Raw genomic sequence first — 23,132 nt, 5'->3', positions numbered from 1 at the left:
AGGATCTCTGGCGTATCTCGGGTTGCGATTCTTCACTGACAAACCAGCTGCCACAACACAAAACTGTGAGCGACAGCAGCCCTTGTAGGAGCGAGCTTGCTCGCGATGGTCGTCAACGATTACACGTACATTCAGGATACCCGCGGCGCTCTCCAGCTCATCGCGAGCAAGCCAACTGCCACAATGGCTGCGCCCCTCAAAAGCTGTACACCACCTGCCCAGCCACAGTCGTCTGCCACCGTCGCTCGACCAGTGGGCTGTCGGCGGCATCGCCGTTGAGGTACTGCAGCGCCAGCACCGTGGACACGCTCCATTGCTCATCGATCGGCAGGGACCAACTGAGGTCCGCGCCGCGACTGACCAGCCCAGCGTGGGTGTCGTGGGCGCGAAATTGGCTGCGCGAAGCCTGTTTGGTGCTGACCCCATACCAGGTGCGCACATAGTTGCTGTCACCGAACTGACTGTTGAGACTGCCCAGCAACTCGCCGTAGGCACCCTTGTACAGCGGGGCGCTGATGCTCAACTTCAGGTGGTTGTAGGCCGAGCCGGTGTCATGTTCGTCGTCCTTTTCCAGCGCGTGTTCGAAGGTCGCGCCAAGGATGGCTTCGCCCAAGGGGTAGGTGGCCTCAAGGCCGAACACCGGGCGCGATTGGATCGAACCCATGCCGTTGAGCGCGTCGCTGCCGTGGAACTGCGATTTGCGGTCCTTGCGCGCATCACTGGCGCCGACATACAGGCTCAGGCCAAAGTCGTCCTCGTCAAAGGCCCAGCCCAAACCCTTGTCGCTGTCCAGGAAGAACCCATGAGGGCTAGTGATCTGCACACCCAGCAGCGGTGCACTGACCCGCTCGTCGCTGCCGCTGTAGCGGGGCAGGTTGGCGATGCCGGTGTGCACACTGGCGTGCCAGTCGTCGGCAGGCAACGGCTCGGCGCCGATCAACAGGCCGAAGGAGGTGAGGACGAGGCACAGGCACTTGCGGTTGTTCAGGGAAGACATGGGGCACCCAGGGGAAATTAGGATGCCGCCATGCTAGGCGCGCGAACTCAGGCAATCTTTGACAGCTTTGTCGGGAAACTGTCAAAGACTGTGCAGCGGTCCGGCCAGTCCTTAGCCCGCTTCAACCGGCACCAGGATCGCATCCCCGGTGGCGACCAGTTTCAACTGTTCGCCGTTCTGGGCAAACAGTTCGGCGCGGGCGAATACCTGTTTCTTGCCGGCCTTGATCACCTTGCCCTTGGCGATGAAAACTTCACCCACCGCCGGTGCCAGACAGTTCACCGAGAAGTGTGAGGCCAGCACGTTACCGGCCACCGTCCCGGCGGCAAAACCGCAGACGGTATCGAGCAGGGCGGCGATCATCCCGGCGTGCAGGAAGCCGGCATATTGCGCCATGTCGGCCTCGCGAAAGGCCATGCTTAGTTCCACCTCGCCGCTGTCGGCACGGATGACTTGCAGGCCGGCCCAGCGGTTGAAAGCCGAACTTGAGTTGATCTGTTTGAGTGTGTTGAGCATGTCGAATCCCTCCGGTTGAAACTTCACCCTGCGCCAGGGCCAATTGAAAGTCATCGACGATAGAGCAGGGTGATAGGCACTCAGGAGGCTTGTGAATGCAGGCGAGTGGATATCTGGCGCAAGCCGATTATGCTTCAGGGAGGCCATCAGCCTGGATCCCCGCCAAGCGGCATGGACAGAGAGGCACTCCGGCCTATGACAACTACTGGACGGAGAACACCCATGCCGGCAATCGACAGCACCTCCACGGGCAGCGCGCCTCATCACGGAATCACCAAGGAGGAGCGCAAGGTCATTTTCGCCTCGTCCCTGGGGACGGTATTCGAGTGGTACGACTTCTATCTGTACGGTTCCCTCGCCGCGATCATCGCCAAGCACTTCTTTGCCGGGGTCAACGAGACCACCTCGTTCATCTTCGCGCTACTGGCCTTCGCCGCGGGCTTCGCGGTCCGGCCTTTCGGCGCCATTGTATTTGGTCGCCTGGGCGACATGATCGGGCGCAAGCACACCTTTCTCATCACCATCGTGATCATGGGGGTCTCCACCGCAGTGGTGGGATTCCTGCCGGGCTACGCAACCATCGGCGTGGCGGCGCCGATCATCCTGATTACCCTGCGGCTCTTGCAAGGCCTGGCCCTGGGCGGTGAATACGGGGGGGCGGCGACCTACGTCGCCGAGCATGCACCCAAGGGCAAGCGCGGTTTTTTCACTTCCTGGATCCAGACCACCGCGACCCTCGGGCTGTTCCTCTCGCTGCTGGTGATCCTCGCCTGTCGCACCATCCTGGGCACCGAGGCATTCGAGGCCTGGGGCTGGCGGATTCCGTTCCTGCTGTCGATCCTGCTGTTGGTCATCTCGGTGTATATCCGCCTGCAGCTCAGCGAGTCGCCGGTGTTCCTCAAGATGAAAGCCGAAGGCAAAGCTTCCAAGGCGCCGCTGACCGAGTCTTTTGCCCGCTGGGATAACCTCAAGATTGTGATCATGGCGTTGCTCGGCGGCACCGCTGGCCAGGCTGTGGTCTGGTACACCGGGCAGTTCTATGCGTTGTTCTTCCTGTTGCAGACGCTGAAGATCGACCCGCAGACCGCCAACCTGCTGATTGCCGGTTCCCTGCTGATCGGCACGCCGTTTTTTGTGATCTTCGGCAGCCTCTCCGATCGCATCGGCCGCAAGGGCATCATCATGGCCGGCTGCATCCTGGCGGCGCTGACCTACTTCCCGATCTTCCATGCGCTGACCCAGTACGGTAACCCCGACGTATTCATCGCCCAGGAGAAAAACCCGGTCACAGTGGTCGCCGATCCCGCGCAGTGTTCGTTCCAGTTCGACCCGGTGGGCAAGGCCAAATTCACCAGTTCCTGCGACCTGGCCAAGACTGTGCTGGCGAAGCGGGCGATTCCCTACAAGAACGAGAAGGCCGAGCCTGGCACCGTGGCCCAGGTGCGTATCGGCGACCAAGTGATCCCCAGTTTCGAGGGCACCGGCATGCCGGCCGCCGACTTCAAGACGCGCAACGATGCGTTCGTCGCCTCCCTCGGCAGCGGCCTCAAGGACGCCGGATATCCCGAGAAGGCCGACCCGGCGAAGACCAACTACCCAATGGTGCTGCTGCTCCTGACCATCCTGGTGATCTATGTGACCATGGTCTACGGGCCCATCGCCGCCTGGCTGGTGGAGTTGTTCCCGGCGCGCATCCGCTACACCTCGATGTCGCTGCCGTACCACATCGGCAATGGCTGGTTCGGAGGATTCCTGCCGACGGTCGCGTTCGCCATGGTGGCGGCCACGGGGGATATCTACTACGGGCTCTGGTACCCCATCGTCATCGCGGTGATGACGGCCATCCTGGGCATCTTCTTCATGCCGGAAACCAAGGACCGGGATATTCATCACACCTGAGGCTGGGGCCCATCCCGGGGTCTTCGTCCAGTAGGCGAAACCTCGGGAACCCGCTTTGCAGTTATCACATTAAGTTGAACTTTCCGTGAGGATTTAGCGATCTATTGGTCGGCATACTCCCTGACAAATCCAACGTCAGGAACTGATCATGTCAGTGCTGCCCACCCCTATCCGCGCTCCTGTCGAGCACCCGTATGCCAGCCATCCGCGCTGGCTGCGGTTGACCCATTGGCTCAATGCCCTGGCCGTGCTGATCATGGTGACCAGCGGCTGGCGCATCTATAACGCCTCCCCTCTGTACGACTTCAGTTTCCCCCTGGCGATCACCCTCGGTGGCTGGCTGGGCGGCGCCTTGCAGTGGCATTTTGCGGCGATGTGGCTGCTGTTGTTCAACGGCATTGCCTACCTGCTGATCAACCTTGCCAGTGGTCGCCTGTCACGGCAGTTTTTCCCCTTGTCGGCCAAGGGCGTGGCGCAAGACCTGTGGGCCGCGTTGAGGGGTCGCCTGGGGCATGCCGACCTGAGCCGCTACAACCAGGTGCAACGGCTGGCCTACCTGTTCGTGATGCTCGACATCGCGGTGCTGGTGGTCTCCGGCCTGGTGCTCTGGAAGTCGGTGCAATTTGCCACGTTGCGCGAGCTGCTGGGGGGCTATGAAGCTGCCCGGCATGTGCATTTCGTGGCGATGGCGCTGATGGTGGGGTTCGTTGCGGTCCATCTGCTGATGGTCGCCGTGGTGCCTAAAACACTCTGGGCGATGATCGTCGGCCGCAAGGAGCGCACATGAACAAGCACACGCAAGGTCCGCATCTGGATGAGTCCTCCATTCTGACCGATGCCAGGAAAATCCTCGCGCCACAGCTGCAAGTCGAGGACCGCTCGCGTCGCTCGTTCCTGCTCAGGGGCCTGACCCTGGGGGGGGTGGCGATGTTGTCCGGTTGCAGCCTGACCGACAACGACAGTGTCGAAACCGCGCTGTCAGCGATGTCGCGGTTCAATGATCGGGTGCAGGGCTGGCTGTTCGACCCCAACGCACTGGCGCCGACTTATCCGCAATCGATGATTACCCGGCCGTTCCCCTTCAATGCCTTCTACGGCATCGACCAGGTGCCGGTGGTCGAAGAAGCCGAGTATCGCCTGGAAGTCACCGGCCTGGTGGCGGACCGGCGCAGTTGGCGCCTCGATGAATTACGAGCCATGGCGCAGACCGAGCAGATCACCCGGCATATCTGCGTGGAAGGCTGGAGTGCAATTGGCCGTTGGGGCGGGGTGCGCTTCAGCGATTTCCTCAAGCGGATCGGTGCCGACACCGACGCCAAGTATGTCGGCTTCAAATGCGCCGACGACTACTACACCAGCATCGACATGGCCACCGCCCTGCATGCGCAAACCCTGCTGGCCCTGACCTATGACGGCGAAGTGCTGCCGCGCCGCTATGGCTTTCCGATGAAGCTGCGCATGCCGACCAAGCTGGGCTACAAGAACCCCAAACACATCCAGGCGATATTCGTCAGCAATACCTACAGCGGTGGCTACTGGGAAGACCAGGGCTACAACTGGTTCGGTGGTAGCTGATGGGCGCCGAGAATTTCTACGGCGCGGCACTCGCTGCGTCGATTCGCAACCTGAGCTTCAAGGAGTTACACCATGAACAAGATCACCACTGCAGTCCTGTCCATGTGCCTGGCACTAGGCGCCGCCAGCGTGTATGCCGCTGACACCATGGGCAAGGACACCATGTCCAAAGATGCGATGAGCAAAGACGCCATGAGCAAGGACTCGATGTCCAAGGATGCAATGAGTAAAGACGCCATGAGCAAGGGCTCGATGTCCAAGGATGCAATGAGTAAAGACGCCATGAGCAAGGGCTCGATGTCCAAGGATGCAATGAGCAAAGACGCCATGAGCAAGGACTCGATGTCCAAGGACGCCATGAAAAAAGACGCCATGACGCAGTAATATCCACCCCGGCAGATCCCATGGGCCGCCTTCCTGGCGGCCTTTTTGCGTGGCCAATCGGCACCGCGCGCCAGGCACTATAATTAACCTGTGTTGTGGCGCGTATTGCCCGGCGAACCCGCTGGCCATACGACGGCTCACAACAGAGGGTTCTGCCATGAAAAATCATTCCTTGCAGCATTTGTCCCACGACCTGGGCATGGCCGTTCACGACACGTGGACCACCACCCGGGTGAAATCCGCCCTGGCCTTCGCCGATAAGACCTTGAGCCTGAATGTCCACGTCAAGACCCATGCCGGCACAGTGGCCTTGAGCGGCAGGGTGCTGACCCATCGCCAGTGTGAACAGGCCATTGAACTGGCCCGGGGCGTGCCCGGGGTCATGGAAGTCGACGCCCGGGAACTGCTGACTAACGTGTTCATGCCGGGCAGCAACATGGAGGCGCCAGACGCCGAGGAGCGCCACGAGTACCGCTCGCCGTTGTCGGGCAAGAAGGACGATGAGCTTTAGCCGACCCGCAACCCAACCGTAGCAGCCGGGGACTGGCTCCCCGGCTGGCCCAGCCCGATCACAGCTGGACGTGACACCTGACTCGCTGCTGCTCACCCCCACGCATCACCTGCGGTTGTTCACAACCGTGGGTGCTGAAGCTGCAGCGCTCACGGAAAAAACAGCCTGCGGGCAGTTGCCGGTTACCGGGTAGCTCGGTTGGCGCGGCGACCTGTTCGGCATGCAGGGCAACCCCCAGGCGCGGCACCGCTTCGAACAGCAGGCGAGTGTAGGGATGGCGCGGTTCTTCGAGGACCTGGGCGGCACTGCCCAGCTCGACAATCTGCCCCAGGTACATCACCGCCACACGGTCGGCCATGTGCCGCACCACCGAGACGTTGTGCGAAATTAATATGTACGTCAGGTTGCGGGCCCGTTGCAATTCGGCCAGCAGGTTGAGGATCTGCGCCTGCACCGAGATATCCAGGGCCGAGGTCGGCTCGTCGAGGACGATGATGTCCGGGTCCGAGGACAGGGCCCTGGCGATGGCGATCCGTTGCCGCTGGCCACCGGAAAACTGGTGGGCAAATCGGTCCAGGTACTCCGGGCGGATCCCCACCTGCGCCGCAACCTTGGCCGCGATCTCGCGCATTTCGCTGCGGTTGCGGTGGCCGCGGGCGTACAGCGGTTCGGTGATGATCCTCCAGATCGGCAGGCGCGGATCAAGGGACGATTGCGGGTCCTGGAACACGATCTGCACGTTGCTGCTGCCCGGTCCCTTGCTGCCAGCGGCCCAGTTCAGCTCACCGCTGCTGGGCGCGAGCAGGCCCATCAGCAACTGGGCCAGGGTGCTTTTGCCGCAGCCGGACTCGCCGACGATACCCAGGGTTTCCCCGGCCCGCACCTGCAGGTCAATGCCGTTGAGGGCGTGGGCGTAACCCCGTGGTCGCCCCAGCCAGTCGTTGCTCACCGGGAAGCGCACACGCACGTCCGTGAGCCGCAGGATCTCGACTGCGGATTCGCTAACGGGGTGAATCAGCGCACTGTTCATCACGCAAACTCCTTGAGCGGCAACCAGCACGCGCTTTGGCGTTGCTCATTACCCTGGATGGGGGTCAGGACCGGACGCTTGCCACACACTGGCATGCTGTGCGGGCAGCGTTCTTCGAAAGTGCAGCCCACGGGCAGGGAGGCCAGGTTGGGCACTTGCCCGGGAATGGTCATCAGCGGCTGACCCGGCTCGACCATTTCTGGCAGGCCGCTGAGCAACCCCTGGGTGTAAGGGTGTTGGGGGTTGCCCATGACTTCGGCGGTGCTGCCTTGCTCGACCACGGCGCCGGTGTACATCACGTAGACCCGGTCGCAGAACTGCGAGACCAGCGCCATGTCGTGGGTGATCAGCAAGATCGCCGTGCCTTTTTGCCGGGCCTTCTCGCGCAGCAGCAACAGCACCTGGCGTTGCACCGTGACGTCGAGGGCAGTGGTCGGCTCGTCGGCGATCAGCAGTTGTGGTTCACAGGAAAACGCCAGGGCGATCATCACCCGTTGGCGCATGCCACCGGACAGCTCGAAGGGATAGCTTTCCAGCACTTGTTCAGGGCTGGCGATGTGCATGTCGCGCAGCAAGGCAATGGCCTTGGTGCGAGCCTCGGCGGCACTGATCTTCTGGTGGTGGATGATCACGTCGAGCATCTGCCGGCCAATGCGCCGGGTTGGGTTGAGCGCGGTCATCGGCTCCTGGAAAATCATCGCCGCATCGCGACCGCGAATCTGCAGCAAGTCTTTTTCCGGGGCAGCGAGCATGTCGCGGTTGAGCATGTGCAGGCTGCCACCGGTCACGCGATAACTGCGCTCGGGCAGCAGGCGCATGCTGAGCATTGCGGTCACCGACTTGCCCGAGCCGGACTCGCCGACCACGCCGACTATTTCCCCCGGATTGACGTGCAGCGAGACGCCGTTCAACGCCTTGACGTTGTTCTTGTAGGCCGGGAATTCCAGGCTCAGGTTTTCGATGGCCAATACAGGCGTAGCAGTGTGCATGGTCATTTCCCCTGTTGCCGTGGGTCGAGCAGATCGCGCACGCCATCGCCCAGCAAATTGAAACCGGTGGCGGTGATCAGGATCGCCAGCCCCGGGAAGGTCGAGTACCACCAGTTGTCCAGGATGTAGTTGCGCCCGGTGGCGACCATGGCGCCCCATTCGGCGGTGGGTTGTTGTGCGCCCAGGCCGATGAAACCCAGGGCCGATGCCATGAGGATCGCGCTGCCGATATCCAGGCTCAATTGCACCAGCAAAGGGGGCATGGCATTGCGTGCGACGTGCCAGTGCACCATGTGCCAACGCCCGGCGCCGAAGGTTTCGGCAGCCTTGACGTAGCCCATCTGGCGGATGCTCAGGGCCTGGCCGCGGGCCAGGCGCACATAGGACGGAATCCGTACCAGGGTAATTGCCAACATGGCATTGAACAGGCTGGCGCCCAGCGCGGCGGCCAGGGCCATGATCAGCACCAGCGACGGCACCGACAGCATGATGTCCATCAGGCGCATGGTCAGGGCATCGAAGCGCCCGCCGATCACTCCGGAAAAACAGCCCAGCAAGCCGCCAATCAAGCACGAGGCAAAGGCCACGAACAGGCCGACGCCCACCGATTGCTGGCTGCCGTACAGGACTCGACTGAACAGGTCGCGGCCGACTTCGTCGGTACCGAACCAGTGCTCGGCCGACGGTGGTGCCAGGCGCTCGGCGAGGTTCAGGGCGTTGGGATCATGGCTGGCCAGCCAGGGCGCAAAGATCATGCATAGCAGGACAATCAGGGTGATTGCCAGGCCGGCCATGGTCAGCGGGCTGCGGCGGATCTGGTAGGCCAGGTAGGCGATTTTTTCGCGCCAGCGCGGACCACGCGCGGCCGTCAGGGTCAGGGACATTTCAATTCACCTCGCCAATGCGTGGATCGATCACGCGGTACAGAAGATCGATGGCCATGTTCAGCAGTACATAGATAAACGACACCAGGATCGCGAAGCCCATCACTGCCGGGAAGTCCAGGGACTGGATCGACTTGACCACATAGGCGCCCATGCCGGGCCAGGCGAACACGGTTTCGGTCAGCACCGCGCCATACAGCAAGTCGCCCAGGGTCAGCCCCAGCACCGTCACCGATGGGATCAGCGCATTGGGCAGCGCATGGCGCAGGATCACCGTCCAGCGTGACAGGCCATAAGCCCGGGCTGTGCGAATGTAGTCTTCGCCGAGTTGGTCGAGCATCGCCGAGCGGATCTGCCGGGCGACCACGCCCAGGGTCACGAAGCCCAGGGTCGCGGCCGGCAGGATAAGGTGTTCCAGGGCGTCGAGAAACAGCCCGCCGTCACCGGCCAGCAGGGCGTCGATCAGGTAGAACCCGGTGAAGGTCGGCGGCGGTGCCACGCCTTCGGACAAGCGGCCGCCGCCGGGCAACCAGCCCAGGTGGCCGTAGAACAGCACTATGGCCCCCAGGCCCAGCCAGAAGGCCGGTGTGGAAATGCCAGTGACCGCCAGGGTCCGCGCGATCTGGTCGATCGCCCGGTTGTGATAGACCGCCGACAGCACGCCCAGGGGCACGCCCACCAGGATCGCCAGGAACAGCGCCACCAGGGCCAGCTCCAGCGTGGCAGGGAAAAACGCCTGCAAGTCTTCCAGCACTGGACGGTTGGTGCGGATCGACGTCCCGAGGTCGCCGTGCAACAGGTCCATCAGGTAGCGGCCGTATTGTTGGTACAGCGGCAGGTCCAGCCCCAACTGGTGACGAATGCCCGCCACCAGCGCATCGCTGGCCCGGTCGCCGGCGATCAACCGGGCGGGATCCCCGGGGATCAAGTGGGAAATTGCAAAGGTAATCAGCGAAACGCCGAACACGACCAACACCAGGCCGAACAGGCGCTTGCGCAACAGAGTCAGGAAGGCCATTTGGCACCTCAGTCACAGCAACGACAAAATTCAACAGCCGCGCCAGCCATTGCTGGCTGGCGCGAGGGAGCGGGTTTACTTGCTCATGCTGCCAAGGTTGAACACCTGTTCCAGCATCGGGTTGAACACGTAGCCCTTGACCGAATCACGCATCGGCAGGGTGTAGCTCTTCTGATAGAGGTAGGCGTAGACGCTGTCCTTGAGCACCATTTTTTGCGCGCTCTGGTACAGCTCGACGCGCTTGGCCGTGTCGCTGGTGGTGGCGGCCTCGCGGATCAGGGTGTCGACCTGGGGGTTGCTGTAGAACGAACGGTTGCCTTGCAGGCCCTGCATCTTGGAGTCGAACCAGAAGTTCATGAACATGTAGGGGTCGGCGAAGTCCGGGCTCCAGGTGCCCACGGCGATGTCGTAGTCGGCCTGGCCAACGCGTTCACGCAGGGTGGCGTTGGCGGTTTTTTCCAGCTTGAGGTTGATGCCCAACGGCGCCAGGGCCGCTTGCAGGGTCAGGCCGATCGGCTCCCAGTTGGCGTCCTTGTCCGAGTACATGTAGCTCAGGTTGGTGATCTTCTGCGGTGCCTTGGCCAGGCTCTCCTTGGCGGCTGCCATGTCTTGCTTCATCTCGGGCAGGGAGCTGTCGTAGGCCCACATACCATCCGGGATCGGCCCGTTCAGCAGCTTGGCCTTGTCCTTGAGAATGCCCTTGACGATGCCGTTGTAGTCCACTGCTTCGGTAATCGCCCGGCGAGCGTCGACGCTGGTCAGCGGGCCTTTCTTGTTGTTCAGGTACAGGTAGGTGACCCGCAGCGACGGGAACTCCTTGACCACCACGCCCGGCTTGCTGGCGAGAGCGCCCAACTGGTCTTCGGGCATGTCCTCGATGATGTCCAGGTCACCGCGTTCCAGTTGCAGGCGGCGCACCGACGGCTCGGCGATGATCTTCAGCACCACGGTTTTCAGCGCAGGCTTGGGCCCGGCAAAGTGTGGGTTGGGCTCCATGGTCAGCGACTGGCCTTTCTGCCAGTTGCTCAGGCGGTACGGGCCGGAACCTGCAGTGTGGCTGGACAGCCAGGCGTTGGTTTCCGCGCCTTTGCTGGCCACGGCCGGGTTGACGATCGAAGCGCCGTTGTGGGCCAGGGTGAACAGGAACGGGGCGAACGGCGTCTTGAGCGTGAAACGAATAGTCTGTGGGTCGATCACGGCGACCACCATGTCTTCCGGGAACGCACCGGACGGCCCTTGCTTGAGGGTCATCAGGCGGTCGAAGGAAAACTTCACGGCGGCGGCGTCCACACTGGCGCCGTCATCGAACTTGTTGCCGGGCTTGATCTTGAATTCCCAGACCAGGTTGTCCGGGGAAACGGTCCAGCTTTCAGCCAGGTCGCCCTGGACTTCGGTGCTGCTCTTGTCACCCTCGATCTTGTAGCCCACCAGGCGCTGGTAGGACGGGTAGGTGATGGTCCAGTCGTTGTTGTCGAAGGTCACGGCCGGGTCGAGGGTCTGCGGGTCGGCGGGTTTGCCGATGACCAGTGTGTCCTGGGCGACGGCAGCGCTGGCGGCTTGCCAGGCGCCGAGGCTCAGCGCGCTGCACAGGACGCTCAGCAGCAGTTTGCCGACGCCGGGGAAAGGTTTGCGGGTCACGGTGGTGATTAGGGTCATGCCGGTTTCCTTGATCATTCGATGTATGGAAGTACGTCAGGTTTGTTTTTATAAAATCTATAACCGGGCAGTAGCAGGTGAAGCAGGGTGGAGCGTTTTGTTGTTGTAGGTCGCGGCAGAAACTCTGCGGTTTCTTCGGTACGTCTTGGCCGGGGGCGGTTCATTCCTCCAGCAGGGGGTAGTCGTCGGCATTCGGCAGTTCGAAATGCCACCACTCGGTGGCGATGGCCTGGAAGCCGGCGCCGAGCATGATCCCCAGCAGCAACAGGCGATTGCGCTGCACGCTCGCTGGCAGGTCGGGATAAAACTGATGGGACTTTTCTTCCATCGCGTCGAAGGCCGTGCCCATGTCCAGCGGCGTGCCATCGCTGTCCACCAGGGTCAGGTCGACGGCCACGCCGCGGCTGTGGTGCGAGCCCAGGTGCGGATCACGCACGTAGTCGTTGTTGGGCAAGGCTTCCCATAACAGGTACTGGGCATACGGCGGGCGGTAGGCGTCATAGATGCGCAGGGTGTAGCCGGCCAGGCGCGCCAGTTGGCTGGCCTTGTCCAGGCACTCGGCGGCTGCGGCGTGCAACAGGCAGCGCGCCGTCGGGTAGATCACTTTTCCAGCCAGGTTGTCGGCACTGGCGTAGATCAGATCGATTTGCACCTGATAACGCTGGGCGTCAATTTCTACAAGGGGGCTGTGGCTCACGCAAACACTCCAGTTGGGATTCAGTGGGGCGGGGGGATCAGCCTTCGAACTGGCCGAAGGCTTTTTGCAGTTGACGGTTCCTGGCCAGGCGTTCATCGAGGCGCTCGCCGTATTTCTCCGCGACGGCCGAAACCACCAGGTTCAACAGGCACGCCAGGGGCGCCGGGGAGTCCCAGAACTGCCCGACATCGGTTTTCAGCTGCAACAGGTCAAGGGGATAGTCACGGGCCCAGGGGCATTGCAGGTCGGTGATCAGCGCCAGCGGCAGGTCGTTGTCGATCGCCGCGTCGCAGAAGGTCTGGGTCACGCTGGAGTACGCGCGAAAGTCGGCAATGATGGCGTACGGGTTGGCGAAGCCGGAGTTCAGGGTTTCGGCATAGATGCCCGACAGGCCATCGACGTAGTAGACCTTGGGACGAATGTATTCCAGGTGACTGTGGAAGGCCGTGAGGATCCCGCGTGTGGACTGGATCCCGAGAATGAACACCGCATCGGCTTCGTAGATGCGCTGCACGATCTGGGCAAAGGTCTCGCTGCGCGCCAGGGCGTAGACCATCTGGATCGCTTCGATCTCGCGATGTTGGGAGCGCTCCAGGGCGTCGTCGGCGTTGGTTTCGGCACGGAAGGCGGCAATCCGGTCGGTGATCAGCCAGGAAGTGGGCGCCTCGCCGCGCAGGCTCTGTTTGACCTCATCGATATTCTGGTAGCCCAGGGAGCGCAAGAACCGCCCCACGGAAATCCCGGTGGTGGAGGTCTGCTGGGCGATGCTGTCGGCCGACTCGAAGGGCAATTGCTCGGGGTTGCCGAGCAGGTAACTGGCGATGCGCTTGCCGGTCGGGGTCAGGCTGGAGAACTTGTGTTCCAGCAACTGCAGAAAACTGTTCTTTTCCATGGACATAGGGGCGCGCCAGGTACGGGATTGTTATATGTGTGTCATTTATTGTGACCGTGTTATGAACATAACATTCGTTATCGAGGGAACACAACGCCTTTTTACTCAGTGCGCCAATGACCCGGTTTGCCGGCTGGACGCTGTTGCGTCGCCTGTGGCATGGTCCAGCGCTCAGGTACGTCAGGCTTGTTCAGTAGTCGGGGTTGTCGTGATGGTTGCGGGTGAGTTGTGCGCTGCACAGATGTCGATGGCCACGCTCGAGGCATTTAATGGTTGCCTGCTCCAGCTGGCGCGGGTTGCGCGGGAGCGGGGCGGTTCGCACTTCATTGCCGAAGGCTTGCAGGCCTTTCGCCAATTGGTGCCGTTTGCCTCGGGTTGGTGGGGTGAGATGTCGGCCTCCCATGCCAGCGCGCCGCCGCAAAGCTGGATGCACGGGCGTATCGACCTGCCGGAGTCCTTTGTCGAGGAGTGGAGCCAGGTGGCGGAACTGGACTGCTTCGCCAATGACACCTTTACCCGCCTGGGGCAGGTGATGCGCGACAGCGAGTTCACCGACCCCAGCGAGGAAGTGAACGACTTCGCCCGCCGGCATGATCTCTATCACCTGATGAGCATCACTTTCGAATTGCCTGAAAGCGGCCTGTACTTTTTTGTCTGCCTGTACCGGGGCGTCGACGACGCGACTTTCAATGAGTGCGAGGCCGGGTTGTTCCAGGCCTTCTGTGATCACTTGTTGCAGCTGTGGCGATTCCAGGTGCAGGACATGATCCGCCTCGACACCGGCAATGGCGCCAGCGATTTTGGCGTGGCGCGCATGGACGGCAGCCTGCTGTATGTGGGCGCGCAGTTATGCGCTGCGATTGGCCGCGAAGTGCCGGGGTGGAACGGCTCGATCCTGCCGCCCCAGGTCATCGCCCAACTGGCCAAGGTCCCCTGCGTGATGCGCCTGGGCCGCTGCGCCCTGACCCTGAGCCCGAATGCCGAGCATGTGATCCTGTCCCTCGAAGCGCCACCGCGCGGGGTGGTCCTGGCCCCCCGCGAACGCACGGCGGCCATGCTGTTTGCCGCGGGTCACTCGTACAAGGAAATCGCCAGGATCCTCGCCCTGAGCCCCGCCACCGTGCGCACCTACCTGCGCAATTGCTACGTGCAGTTGGGGGTCAAGAGCAAGGTCGAACTGGGCTCGGCGTTGCGCTCCAACAGCTGACACGCAGCAAAGTACATATCCATTTCTTCGGTAACGGCCTCCTATGGTTCCGCCTGACGGCGGCTCACTTTTGAACAGCGCAAAAGTAAGCAAAACGCTTTTACCCCACCACTCGGTGCCTCGCTTAGGCTCGGCATGCCCGTACTCCGACATTGATTTGGGGGGCCGCCGCAATGGGCCCTCCCTGGCCCAGTGCGGCTAAACCGGCGTCCTGCCGGTTTACCCCCAAATCAATATCGGACTCCGGCCAGCGTGGTTAACGGGGCGCCCAGGATCAAAAACAAAGCGAGGCGGCCTAAAAGCCGACCTGATCGCTAGAGCATGCGCGGTGTGGCTTCTACTTCCCAAGACGCTGACGAAGTCAGCAATCTTTTGATCTGGCTCTGGCTCTGGCTCTGGCTCTGGCTCTGGTTTTTGATCCTGGGCGCCCGTTAACCACGCTGGCCGAACGCAGGCTTGAAGCCGTGGGTAACCCGGCAGGACGCCGGGTTAGCCGCCCCGCGCCATGGATGGCGCGTGGCGGCGGCCCACGGATTCAAGCCTGCGTGAGGGCACACCGAGCCTAAGCGAGGTGCCAAGTGGTGGGGCAAGAGCCTTTTGCTTACTTTTGGGCTCCTCCAAAAGTGAGCCGCTGTAAAAGCGGAACCATAGGTGGCCGTTACCGCAAAAATGGATATGTACTCGGTCTAATCCAACATCCTGGTCGCACCACAGTTGTGTAGATACCTACGCCTATCGCAGGCAAGCCCGCCCCCACGGGTTGGGTCTAGGGTTGTCCTGTGTACCCCCTCCTCATTTGTAGAGGTCCGTTCTGCGCTGGTGTTCTATAGGGTGATGCCAGCCCGATAACAACAAGAGAGCGTCCCGATGCAACGATTGATTCCCAACCTGCTGGCCGCCGCGCTGGCCCTGACTGCGGTGCCGGCGATGGCCGCGGCCGACCTGGTGCTGTTCAACGGCAAGGTGTTTACCGCTGAGCCCGGCCAGGCGCTGGTGCAGGCGGTGGCGGTGCAAGATGGCAAGATCCTGCAAGTGGGCAGCGACGCCGAGATCCAAGCCCTGGCCGACGCCAACACCCAACGTATCGACCTGGCCGGCAAAGTGCTGATGCCGGGGTTGATCGACACCCACAGCCACCCGGTGGTGGCGGCCTTCGACAGCATGGGCGCCAACCTGCTGGACGAGGTCAAGCCGCTGGCGGAGCTCGAACAATGGATCATCGAGCAGGACCAGGCCGGGCGCGCGCGGGCCGGTGACGTGATCAGCATTGCCGGCACCAGTTCGGCCTACTGGGACAAAAGCCGCGAAATGGGCCAGCGTTTCAATCAGGGCCGCTGGGCCGATCAGCCGCTGGTGTTCAGCGGCATCGACGGGCATACCGGCTGGGCCAACAATGCCATGCTCAAGCGCCTGAAGATCGATGCCGCGCTGGTCAAGGGCCTGTCGGAGCAGGACCGTAGTTTTGTCGGGCATGAGGCGGACTTCACCCCCAACGGCTATTTTGCCGAATCGCGCTGGGACAAGATCCGCAACGAAATCCCTGCGCCCAGCCAGGAAACCATGCTCAAGGCCGCCCGCGAGGCAGTCAGGATCAACAACCAATATGGCGTCACTGCCTGGATGGACGCCGCGGCGAATGCGGGGAGCGACGATTCACTGTTCGACTTCCAGGCAACCGCCGACAGTACCGGGGTCCTGCCGTTGTACCGCGCACTGGCCGAGAAAGGCGAACTCAGCGCCCACGTCGCGGCCCTGATGCTGACCAATCCGAAGAGCCGGCCCGAGGACCTGGAAGTCCTGGCCACGGTGATGAAACAGTTCGAGGGCGTACCCAACCTGACGTTCCCCGGGATCAAGGTGTTTGCCGATGGCATTCTCGAGTTTCCCGGGCAGACGGCGGCGGTCATCGTGCCCTTCAAGAACAGCCATAAAAATGGCCAGTTGTTGATCGACCCGGAGCACTTCGGTGAACTGGTGGTGGCGGCCGAGAAGCGCGGCTGGATCCTGCACATGCATGCGGTCGGTGACCGTGCGGTGCGTGAAGCCCTGAATGGCGTGGCCTACGCGCGCAAGCTCAGCCCGACGCCGGTGCCCCATAGCATCGCGCACCTGCAACTGGTCAATCCCAAGGAGTTCCCGCGCTTCAAGCAACTGGGGGTGATCGCCTCGATGCAGTTGCTGTGGGCCACCGGCGAGTCGTACACGGTGGAGCTGGTCAAGCCCTACATCAGCGCGTTTGCCTACGGTTACCAGTATCCCGCCCGCTCGCTGCATGACGCCGGTGCGGTGATTGCCGGTGGCAGCGACTGGCCGGTGTCCAGCCCCAATCCGTTCAACGCCATCGCCCAGGCCAGTACCCGCAAAGGCCCGCTGGGGGTGTTGAATGCCAAGGAAAGCCTCGATCGCCAGAGCATGTTCTACGCCTATACCCTCAACGCCGCCAAGACCCTGCGCCTGGAGCGGCAGATCGGTTCACTGGCGCCGGGCAAGCAGGCTGACCTGATCATTCTTGACCGCGATGTGTTCAAGGTCAGTGACGACGAGTTGTTCGACACCCAGGTCCTGAAGACCTTCTTCGCCGGCAAGCAGGTATACGCCCCCGCGTCCTGAACCGCGCTACCCCTACCACCCGCGATCCAGCCAAACCACCGGGCGCCTTGCATCTCAAGGCGTCCGGCAACGCCGTGCCTGCAATAACCCGCACACTCATAACAACAAGGGTTTTCCATGAACGCACTCTCACGCTTCGCCCTGGCCAGCCTGGCCCTGTTGCCAATCACCAGCCAGGCGTTGCCCCTCAGCGACGACTTCAGCCTGGACATGAGCCTGACCGCCGCCAGTGACTACCGCTCCCGCGGAATCTCCCAGACCCTTGGCGATCCGGCGCTGCAGTTCGGCGCCACGCTGCAACACAGCAGCGGCCTGTACCTGGGCGCCTGGACCTCGAATGTCGACTTTGGCTATGACTACAAGACCCGCCAGGAAATGGAGTACTACGCCGGTTATTTCTGGCAGGCCACGGATGCCATCAGCCTGGACCTGGGATACATCAAATACGACTACCCGAAGGAGGGCCAATTCAACCTCAGTGAGGTCTACGCCATCCTCGACCTGTATGGGGTCAAGGTGGGTGCGTACTACTCCAACGACACACCCAATGTGTTTGGCCAGGATCAGGACACCCTGTATGCCTATCTCGGCTACACCCTGGTGTTGCCGGCCGAGGTGAGCCTGGACTTGCGCCTGGGGCGCAACGACACCAAGGATGAAGCCTTCCTGGCCACCAACGGCAGCGGGAGCTCGGCCTACAACGAATGGGAGGCCAAGCTCAGCCGTGAGTTCGTGGGCGTCACCTGGGGCCTGAGTTATGTCGACACCAACCTGAAAAAAAGCCAATGTGCCAGTTGGTATGGCTATGACGACCTGTGCACGGCCACCGTCGTGGTCAGTGCCAGCAAGGCGTTCTAAGTCGACGCCGCAATAACAACAACAGTGTCTGCTCCTCCAAGGAAAAACCGTTCATGACCAAGGTCATCGAGAGTTCCAAGCGCAATCCACTGATCGAGACCCGCTCGATCGACTACATCCCCGAATCCGAACGCCATGGCAGCCTCTACAGCCAGTTCACCCTGTGGCTGGGGGCCAACCTGCAGATCACCGCGATTGTCACCGGGGCCCTGGCGGTGGTGCTGGGTGGCGACGTGTTCTGGTCGCTGATCGGCCTGTTGCTCGGCCAGGTGCTGGGCGGGGCGGTGGTCGCCCTGCACGCGGCGCAAGGGCCGAAGCTGGGCCTGCCGCAGATGATCTCCAGCCGGGTGCAATTCGGGGTCTATGGCGCAGCCATCCCGATTGTCCTGGTGTGCCTGATGTACCTGGGTTTCAGCGCCACGGGCGCGGTGTTGTCGGGGCAGGCGATTGCCCAGTTGATCGATGTCAGCGACAGCGCCGGGATCCTGATCTTTGCCGCGTGCATCGCGTTCCTGACGATCTTCGGCTACCGGGTGATCCACCTGGTGGGCAAGGTCGCGAGTGTGCTGGGGATCATTGCCTTTGTGTACCTGTTCACCCGGCTGCTGACCCTCAATGACATCGGCCTGCTCCTGGAAAACCGCCACTTTGCCTGGGGCACCTTCCTGTTGGCGGTGTCGCTTTCGGCCTCCTGGCAGATCGCCTTTGGTCCCTATGTGGCGGACTATTCGCGCTACCTGCCGAGCACCACCTCGTCCTGGAAAACCTTCACTGCCGTTGGCCTGGGAACCGTGCTCGGCGCCCAGGCGTCGATGGTCCTGGGGGTGTTCGCCGCGGCGTTGGCGGGGGCCGGCTTTCGTGGGCACGAGGTGGCGACCATCGTTGGCCTGGGCAGCACCGGAGTGATCGCCTCGTTGCTGTATTTGAGCGTGGTGCTTGGCAAGGTCACCGTCTCGACCCTCAACGCCTACGGCAGCTTCATGTGCGTGGCCACCATCATCAGTGGTTTTCGCAGCAGCCTGCAGCTGACAGCCCGGCACCGCATGGTATTCGTGCTGCTGATTGTCGCGGCGTCGACCACGCTGGCGCTGCTGGGGCAGTACTCGTTCCTCAACTCGTTCAAGTACTTCATCCTGTTCCTGCTGACCTTCTTCACCCCCTGGAGCGCGATCAACCTGGTGGATTACTACTTCATCAACAAGGAGCGCTACGACATCCCGGCCCTGTCCGATCCGGCGGGCCGCTACGGGCGCTGGAACGTGCTGGGCATCAGCGTCTACGTGATTGGCGTGTTGATCCAGTTGCCGTTTGTCGACACCCATTTCTATTCCGGGCCGATGGTCGCGCAGTTGGGTGGGGTGGATATTTCCTGGATCGTCGGCCTGCTGGTGCCGGGCATCCTCTACTACTTGCTGGCCAGGTCGATGGCCCTGGCGGTGGTGTCGCAGCGGCCGGTTTAGGGGGGCATTTTTTGTCGAGGAGGCTAACCGTGGGTGATCTACACTGGATTGACTGCACCGAGCCGGTGCAACGGCTTCAGGGAGGTCATCATGAGTAGGTTGTCATCCATTAGCCTGTGCGCTGCCTTGTCGCTTGCCTGCACCCAGGGATGGGCGGAAACGGTAGTGCCGACAAAAGGTCAGAGCGCGCAGCAAACCCAGCTCGATATCAGTGAATGCCATAACGTGGCAGCCAGCCAGAGCGCAAGCACCAACACGGCTTCCGGGGGACGTTTGCGCGGTGCCGCCGTGGGTGCCGCTGCCGGCGCGACGGGGGCCGCGGTGCGCGGCAACCAGCATGACGAGGTGTACGACCGGGTCGACGACGATGTGAAGCAGGACTATCGTCAAGATCGCGCCAAGCAGACCGCAGCGGCTGGCGTGGTAGTGGGGGGCTCGCGGCAACGGCAGGAGCGCCGGGAGCAGGAAAAGACCAGCGCCTCGACCAGTTCCACCGCCTATACCAGCTGCCTGCAGGGCAAGGGTTATCAGGTCACGCCCTGAGGTTGTTTGCGCGGATTAATTCAAGTGAGGGACGCGGTCCATGAAGACCCCCGAGGATGTCGCTCAACCCCCTGCCGTCGGCTGGCGCTTCAAATTGGGCATCGGCATCATCTGCGTGATGCTCGGTTCCTGGGTCATGGTGCCGATCGCGGCGTCGCTCGGGCTCCCGGGCTCGAAAGTCGCGGCCCTGACCGGTGCGCTGTTCATCAGCAACAAAATCCTGCTGATCCTGGTCATCGCCGTCATGGGCAAGGCCGGGTTCCAGCGGGTCAAGCGCAGCCTGTTCGGCTACGTCTCCGGGCTGGCGCCGAGTGCTGACGTGGAAGTGGGGCCGGTGCGCCATGCCATCGGCATCGTGATGTTCTGCCTGCCGTTGATCTCCTCGGTCCTGGAACCTTACGTCGACAGTCTCTGGCCGGGTTTGCGGCCCAACGTGTGGCAGATCCAGCTGCTGGGCGATGCGATGCTGATCGGCAGCTTTTTTGTGCTGGGGGGCAGCTTCTGGGACAAGGTGCGGGCGCTGTTCGTGCGCAACGCCCGAGTGGTCACTGGCCAGGCGGGTTGAGTCCGGGCTCCGCCAGGGAGCCTCGGACTCGAACCGGGTTACGGCTTGGGCTGCCAGGCCGTGGAACCGGCGGCGGCCTTGAAACGTGCGTGGTTCTCGGCGGTGGCCGGTGGCTCGGAGTCGCCAAAAATTGCCTTCAGCCAGTGGCCGTCGGTGGGGTTGGGGAAAATGATGAACTTGCGGCCGAACTCTTGTTTGTCCTCGTTCATCAGGCTCATGCGTTGCTTGACGTCCCCCACGTAGTACTTGCGCTTGAAGTCGTTGAGGTTGTCGCCCAGCATCACCACCACCTCGTAGTTCTTGGCGATTTCCTGCTGCCTCGGCTCTTTGTTGGAGCTGTCGCGATACACCGTCAGGTGCTGCTCATCGGCATAGGGCAGGTTGTTCTTGCGCAGGTTGGCCAGGGCGTACTCGAAGGTTTTTTCGCCTTGATCGCGACTGGTGACGTAGAACACCTCCACGCCTTTGGATTTTGCGTAGTTGAGGAAATCCACCGCGCCTGGCGTGGCGACCGGGCCATTGTCCGCCACCCATTTGTCCCAGGCAGCATCGTCGAAGAATTCTTTGTCGGCGTTGATCATGTAGCCCCAGTAGCTGTTGCTCCCCAGCACGGTGTCATCGACGTCGCTGATGATCGCCAGCGGCCGGTCGCCGTCCTTGTGCGCCTGCAGGGCCCGATCCAGTTGCATTCTCGCCACGTTGAAACCCTGGTAGTACAGCGCCTCGAATTCGGCGGCGGTCTGTTTCCAGGCAACGGCGGCGGTGAGCAGGTTCGAAGCAGGAGGGCTGGCCTGCTCGGCAGCAGTGGCGGTGCCGGACAGCAGCAGGCAGGACAGGAGCAGGGGAGTGGCGAAGGTTTTGGTTATGGTTGTCTTCAAGGTTCAGCCCTTATCGCGAGGATTGATCAGCGTCGGAAAAATACCGCCAGGCAGTTCTATCCCAAGCTGGATTATTGCTCAATCCAGGTGTCGCGTTTATGGCTCAATGGGGCGTAATTCCTGCGGTTTGCTGGCGATGGTGCTCTGTCTGACGGTGGTGTGGGGGCTGCCGTAGGTTGCGATCTTTTGATCCTGGGTTTGTGGGGATATCCCTTGTGGGAGCGAGCTTGCTCGCGATGGTCGCCAACGATGACGCACACTGCCTGATGCACCACGCCGTCCTTGCAACCATCGCTGGCAGGCCAGCTCCCACAGGTCTCTAGCTTGCTTAACTTCCTGGGGTTTTGTTCAGCGCCGCTTCCGCTTCGGCGATCTGTGCCTGGCGTTTGCTGATCATGTCGCCGATCGGTGGGCCCTGGAAGCGCCGGGCTTCGAAGCCGAACCAGACGATTGCAGTCAGGACCAGAAAGCCGATGGTGATGTACAGCGCCCAATCGTTCGGGGGCTGGATGCCGATGATGAAGATCACCGCCATCGAGATGACTGACAGAATCGCAAACAGCGAGTACCAGCCGCGTCCCATGTTCCAGGGGCCCATGGTCGGCCACTTCGCCGTGCCGTAGGTGAACAGGCCGAGCACGATCGGGATGATGAAGGAGAAGAACAGGAAAATCACCGTGCAGGAGACCACGATGGTGTAGACCGGGGTGGCGCCGATCGAGATCACCGATGAGCCCCAGTCGAACAATACCGCCAGGGTCGCGCCGGTCCAGATCGCGGCGACCGGGCTGCGGAAGGTCGGCGAGACCGAGGCCAGGGTTTTCGAAAAGGGCAGGCCGCCATCCCGAGAGAAGGCGAAGATCATGCGTGACACCGAGGTCACGGTCGCCAATCCGCAGAGCACCTGGGAAACGAAAATTGCCACGTACAGTGCGAGTTTGACGTTGGGATTGACCTGGGTGTCCATGGCCCAGAAAAACACGTTCCAGCCCTGTTTCGCTGCTTCGTCCAGGCTCGGCAACAGCAACACGAACGAGCACAACATGACCCAACCGAACAGCAGCGACCAGACCACCGACATCACCATGCCCCGGGGCACCGACATGGCCGCGTTGCGGGTTTCCTCGGAGGTGTGCGCCGAGGCGTCATAACCGGTGATGGTGTAGATCGGCAGCAGCAGGCCGAGCATGAAGATCCAGGCATTCGACGCCTCGGGCCAGACATTGCCGCCAGCCGCGCCGGAATAGTTGCCGAAGGTCCACAGCCGGGCGAACTCATAGCTGGGCGCCGAGACCAGGCAAACGATCGTCAGCGCCAGGGCCGTGGCGAAGATCAAGTAGCCGGAAAAATCGGTGAGCTTTGCCGTCAGGCCAATGCCCAGGTGGTTGCACAGGGCCTGGAGACCGGTGAGGACCGCCAGGAAAATCACCCTGACCGTGGTGGTGTCCTCCATGCCCAGCGCCGGTCCGAAGGCGCCGAAAAAGAAGTAGTAGGTGCCGACGTTGATGGCGCCGAGCACGGTCACCAACCCCAGTAGATTGAACCAGGCGGTCAGCCAGCCGGTGAAGCGGTTACCCAGGATCGAGCCCCAGTGATACAACCCGCCAGCGGTGGGGTAGGCCGAGGAAATCTGCGCCATGGCCAGGGCAAATACCCCGGAGATCAGGCAGCCAAGCGGCCAGCCGATGCCAATTGCCGCACCGCCTGCCCCCGAGGTGCCCTGGGCCAGGGAGTTGATGCCGCCGGAGAGAATGCAGATGATCGAAAAGGAAATCGCAAAGTTGGAGAAAACCCCCATTCGTCGCGAGAGTTGCTGGGCGTAGCCCATGCTGTGCAGCACCTTGACGTCGTCGTCATGGGGGGTGCCGCTATCGGGCTGGCTGGCTGGTTTCATGTGGGTGCCCCTTCAGGTTTTGATACGCATCCACCCGCGCTGACAGCGCCGGATGGCTTGGCTTTCAAC

General features: G+C 62.1%; 22 protein-coding genes. 11 read left to right on the top strand and 11 right to left on the bottom strand.

Going from position 1 to position 23,132, the window contains the following annotated elements:
- Positions 1-196: 196 nt before the first annotated feature.
- Both QMK50_RS03460 and QMK50_RS03455 read right to left on the bottom strand, forming a co-directional pair.
- Positions 197-997, bottom strand: coding sequence for a MipA/OmpV family protein (locus tag QMK50_RS03460; RefSeq protein WP_320332552.1), 801 nt, complete (start codon positions 995-997; stop codon positions 197-199).
- A gap of 111 nt (positions 998-1,108) precedes the next feature.
- Entirely contained in the window at positions 1,109-1,513 is a 405-nt protein-coding gene (locus QMK50_RS03455; protein ID WP_320332551.1) for a PaaI family thioesterase, read from the bottom strand.
- Positions 1,514-1,735: 222 nt separating this feature from the next.
- Between QMK50_RS03455 and QMK50_RS03450 the strand changes: the two genes are divergently transcribed.
- From QMK50_RS03450 to QMK50_RS03430, 5 genes are all read left to right on the top strand, one after another.
- Positions 1,736-3,412, top strand: coding sequence for an MFS transporter (locus tag QMK50_RS03450; protein WP_320332550.1), 1,677 nt, complete (start codon positions 1,736-1,738; stop codon positions 3,410-3,412).
- A 148-nt stretch (positions 3,413-3,560) separates the two neighbouring features.
- Positions 3,561-4,199 (top strand): cytochrome b/b6 domain-containing protein, encoded by a 639-nt coding sequence (locus QMK50_RS03445; RefSeq protein ID WP_320332549.1) that lies wholly within the window; start codon positions 3,561-3,563, stop codon positions 4,197-4,199.
- A complete protein-coding gene (locus QMK50_RS03440; protein WP_320332548.1) occupies positions 4,196-4,987 on the top strand; it encodes a molybdopterin-dependent oxidoreductase in 792 nt (263 codons plus the stop codon). Before QMK50_RS03445 ends, QMK50_RS03440 begins: the two co-directional genes overlap by 4 nt.
- A gap of 72 nt (positions 4,988-5,059) precedes the next feature.
- On the top strand, positions 5,060-5,371 hold the full coding sequence (locus QMK50_RS03435) for a pentapeptide MXKDX repeat protein (protein WP_320332547.1): 312 nt from the start codon (positions 5,060-5,062) through the stop codon (positions 5,369-5,371).
- Positions 5,372-5,528: 157 nt separating this feature from the next.
- Positions 5,529-5,882: a BON domain-containing protein gene (locus tag QMK50_RS03430; protein ID WP_159996751.1), complete on the top strand. Its 354-nt coding sequence runs from the start codon at positions 5,529-5,531 to the stop codon at positions 5,880-5,882.
- A gap of 58 nt (positions 5,883-5,940) precedes the next feature.
- Here QMK50_RS03430 and QMK50_RS03425 read toward each other — a convergent pair whose 3' ends face one another.
- The 7 genes from QMK50_RS03425 to QMK50_RS03395 form a co-directional block, all read right to left on the bottom strand.
- Positions 5,941-6,912 carry an oligopeptide/dipeptide ABC transporter ATP-binding protein gene (locus tag QMK50_RS03425; protein ID WP_320332546.1) on the bottom strand — a complete coding sequence of 324 codons (972 nt, stop codon included), beginning with the start codon at positions 6,910-6,912 and terminating at the stop codon, positions 5,941-5,943.
- On the bottom strand, positions 6,912-7,901 hold the full coding sequence (locus QMK50_RS03420) for an ABC transporter ATP-binding protein (RefSeq protein ID WP_095171469.1): 990 nt from the start codon (positions 7,899-7,901) through the stop codon (positions 6,912-6,914). The genes QMK50_RS03425 and QMK50_RS03420 overlap by 1 nt, the downstream gene beginning before the upstream one ends.
- Before the next feature lie 2 nt (positions 7,902-7,903).
- A complete protein-coding gene (gene ddpC / locus QMK50_RS03415; RefSeq protein ID WP_320332545.1) occupies positions 7,904-8,785 on the bottom strand; it encodes a D,D-dipeptide ABC transporter permease in 882 nt (293 codons plus the stop codon).
- 1 nt (position 8,786) lies between these two features.
- Positions 8,787-9,803: an ABC transporter permease gene (locus tag QMK50_RS03410; RefSeq protein ID WP_095171400.1), complete on the bottom strand. Its 1,017-nt coding sequence runs from the start codon at positions 9,801-9,803 to the stop codon at positions 8,787-8,789.
- 75 nt (positions 9,804-9,878) lie between these two features.
- Positions 9,879-11,459, bottom strand: a complete 1,581-nt coding sequence (locus tag QMK50_RS03405; RefSeq protein ID WP_320332544.1) for an ABC transporter substrate-binding protein — start codon at positions 11,457-11,459, stop codon at positions 9,879-9,881.
- 160 nt (positions 11,460-11,619) lie between these two features.
- Positions 11,620-12,156, bottom strand: a complete 537-nt coding sequence (gene ddpX / locus QMK50_RS03400; RefSeq protein ID WP_095171397.1) for a D-alanyl-D-alanine dipeptidase — start codon at positions 12,154-12,156, stop codon at positions 11,620-11,622.
- A gap of 37 nt (positions 12,157-12,193) precedes the next feature.
- On the bottom strand, positions 12,194-13,054 hold the full coding sequence (locus tag QMK50_RS03395; protein ID WP_095171395.1) for a MurR/RpiR family transcriptional regulator: 861 nt from the start codon (positions 13,052-13,054) through the stop codon (positions 12,194-12,196).
- Between the two features lie 241 nt (positions 13,055-13,295).
- Here QMK50_RS03395 and QMK50_RS03390 point away from each other — a divergent pair, with 241 nt between their 5' ends.
- The 6 genes from QMK50_RS03390 (at position 13,296) to QMK50_RS03365 (ending at position 20,291) form a co-directional block, all read left to right on the top strand.
- Positions 13,296-14,255, top strand: a complete 960-nt coding sequence (locus tag QMK50_RS03390; protein ID WP_095171467.1) for a helix-turn-helix transcriptional regulator — start codon at positions 13,296-13,298, stop codon at positions 14,253-14,255.
- A gap of 867 nt (positions 14,256-15,122) precedes the next feature.
- Positions 15,123-16,865: an amidohydrolase gene (locus tag QMK50_RS03385; RefSeq protein ID WP_159996743.1), complete on the top strand. Its 1,743-nt coding sequence runs from the start codon at positions 15,123-15,125 to the stop codon at positions 16,863-16,865.
- A 117-nt stretch (positions 16,866-16,982) separates the two neighbouring features.
- Positions 16,983-17,723 (top strand): TorF family putative porin, encoded by a 741-nt coding sequence (locus tag QMK50_RS03380; protein WP_095171587.1) that lies wholly within the window; start codon positions 16,983-16,985, stop codon positions 17,721-17,723.
- A gap of 53 nt (positions 17,724-17,776) precedes the next feature.
- Positions 17,777-19,183 (top strand): cytosine permease, encoded by a 1,407-nt coding sequence (locus QMK50_RS03375; RefSeq protein WP_320332543.1) that lies wholly within the window; start codon positions 17,777-17,779, stop codon positions 19,181-19,183.
- A 90-nt stretch (positions 19,184-19,273) separates the two neighbouring features.
- Positions 19,274-19,726: a YMGG-like glycine zipper-containing protein gene (locus QMK50_RS03370; RefSeq protein ID WP_095171590.1), complete on the top strand. Its 453-nt coding sequence runs from the start codon at positions 19,274-19,276 to the stop codon at positions 19,724-19,726.
- A gap of 40 nt (positions 19,727-19,766) precedes the next feature.
- Positions 19,767-20,291 carry a transporter suffix domain-containing protein gene (locus QMK50_RS03365; RefSeq protein ID WP_159996739.1) on the top strand — a complete coding sequence of 175 codons (525 nt, stop codon included), beginning with the start codon at positions 19,767-19,769 and terminating at the stop codon, positions 20,289-20,291.
- Positions 20,292-20,329: 38 nt separating this feature from the next.
- Here QMK50_RS03365 and QMK50_RS03360 read toward each other — a convergent pair whose 3' ends face one another.
- On the bottom strand, positions 20,330-21,157 hold the full coding sequence (locus tag QMK50_RS03360; protein WP_371917611.1) for a 5'-nucleotidase, lipoprotein e(P4) family: 828 nt from the start codon (positions 21,155-21,157) through the stop codon (positions 20,330-20,332).
- 340 nt (positions 21,158-21,497) lie between these two features.
- A complete protein-coding gene (locus QMK50_RS03355; protein ID WP_320332542.1) occupies positions 21,498-23,063 on the bottom strand; it encodes an amino acid permease in 1,566 nt (521 codons plus the stop codon).
- Positions 23,064-23,132 lie beyond the last annotated feature (69 nt).

This window comes from Pseudomonas sp. P5_152 (assembly GCF_033989915.1).
Taxonomy (GTDB): domain Bacteria; phylum Pseudomonadota; class Gammaproteobacteria; order Pseudomonadales; family Pseudomonadaceae; genus Aquipseudomonas.
This window is presented reverse-complemented; position numbering and strand designations above follow the sequence as displayed.

Bases quoted from the DNA above. Each gene is read 5' to 3' on its own strand.
- QMK50_RS03375 (WP_320332543.1), top strand. From the start codon at position 17,777: ATGACCAAGGTCATCGAGAGTTCCAAGCGCAATCCACTGATCGAGACC.
- QMK50_RS03430 (WP_159996751.1), top strand. From the start codon at position 5,529: ATGAAAAATCATTCCTTGCAGCATTTGTCCCACGACCTGGGCATGGCC.
- QMK50_RS03410 (WP_095171400.1), bottom strand. From the start codon at position 9,803: ATGGCCTTCCTGACTCTGTTGCGCAAGCGCCTGTTCGGCCTGGTGTTG.
- QMK50_RS03445 (WP_320332549.1), top strand. From the start codon at position 3,561: ATGTCAGTGCTGCCCACCCCTATCCGCGCTCCTGTCGAGCACCCGTAT.
- QMK50_RS03460 (WP_320332552.1), bottom strand. From the start codon at position 997: ATGTCTTCCCTGAACAACCGCAAGTGCCTGTGCCTCGTCCTCACCTCC.
- QMK50_RS03390 (WP_095171467.1), top strand. From the start codon at position 13,296: ATGGCCACGCTCGAGGCATTTAATGGTTGCCTGCTCCAGCTGGCGCGG.
- QMK50_RS03405 (WP_320332544.1), bottom strand. From the start codon at position 11,459: ATGACCCTAATCACCACCGTGACCCGCAAACCTTTCCCCGGCGTCGGC.
- QMK50_RS03395 (WP_095171395.1), bottom strand. From the start codon at position 13,054: ATGTCCATGGAAAAGAACAGTTTTCTGCAGTTGCTGGAACACAAGTTC.
- QMK50_RS03355 (WP_320332542.1), bottom strand. From the start codon at position 23,063: ATGAAACCAGCCAGCCAGCCCGATAGCGGCACCCCCCATGACGACGAC.
- QMK50_RS03420 (WP_095171469.1), bottom strand. From the start codon at position 7,901: ATGCACACTGCTACGCCTGTATTGGCCATCGAAAACCTGAGCCTGGAA.
- QMK50_RS03365 (WP_159996739.1), top strand. From the start codon at position 19,767: ATGAAGACCCCCGAGGATGTCGCTCAACCCCCTGCCGTCGGCTGGCGC.
- QMK50_RS03425 (WP_320332546.1), bottom strand. From the start codon at position 6,912: ATGAACAGTGCGCTGATTCACCCCGTTAGCGAATCCGCAGTCGAGATC.
- ddpC (WP_320332545.1), bottom strand. From the start codon at position 8,785: ATGTCCCTGACCCTGACGGCCGCGCGTGGTCCGCGCTGGCGCGAAAAA.
- QMK50_RS03370 (WP_095171590.1), top strand. From the start codon at position 19,274: ATGAGTAGGTTGTCATCCATTAGCCTGTGCGCTGCCTTGTCGCTTGCC.
- QMK50_RS03380 (WP_095171587.1), top strand. From the start codon at position 16,983: ATGAACGCACTCTCACGCTTCGCCCTGGCCAGCCTGGCCCTGTTGCCA.
- QMK50_RS03435 (WP_320332547.1), top strand. From the start codon at position 5,060: ATGAACAAGATCACCACTGCAGTCCTGTCCATGTGCCTGGCACTAGGC.
- QMK50_RS03455 (WP_320332551.1), bottom strand. From the start codon at position 1,513: ATGCTCAACACACTCAAACAGATCAACTCAAGTTCGGCTTTCAACCGC.
- QMK50_RS03440 (WP_320332548.1), top strand. From the start codon at position 4,196: ATGAACAAGCACACGCAAGGTCCGCATCTGGATGAGTCCTCCATTCTG.
- QMK50_RS03385 (WP_159996743.1), top strand. From the start codon at position 15,123: ATGCAACGATTGATTCCCAACCTGCTGGCCGCCGCGCTGGCCCTGACT.
- QMK50_RS03450 (WP_320332550.1), top strand. From the start codon at position 1,736: ATGCCGGCAATCGACAGCACCTCCACGGGCAGCGCGCCTCATCACGGA.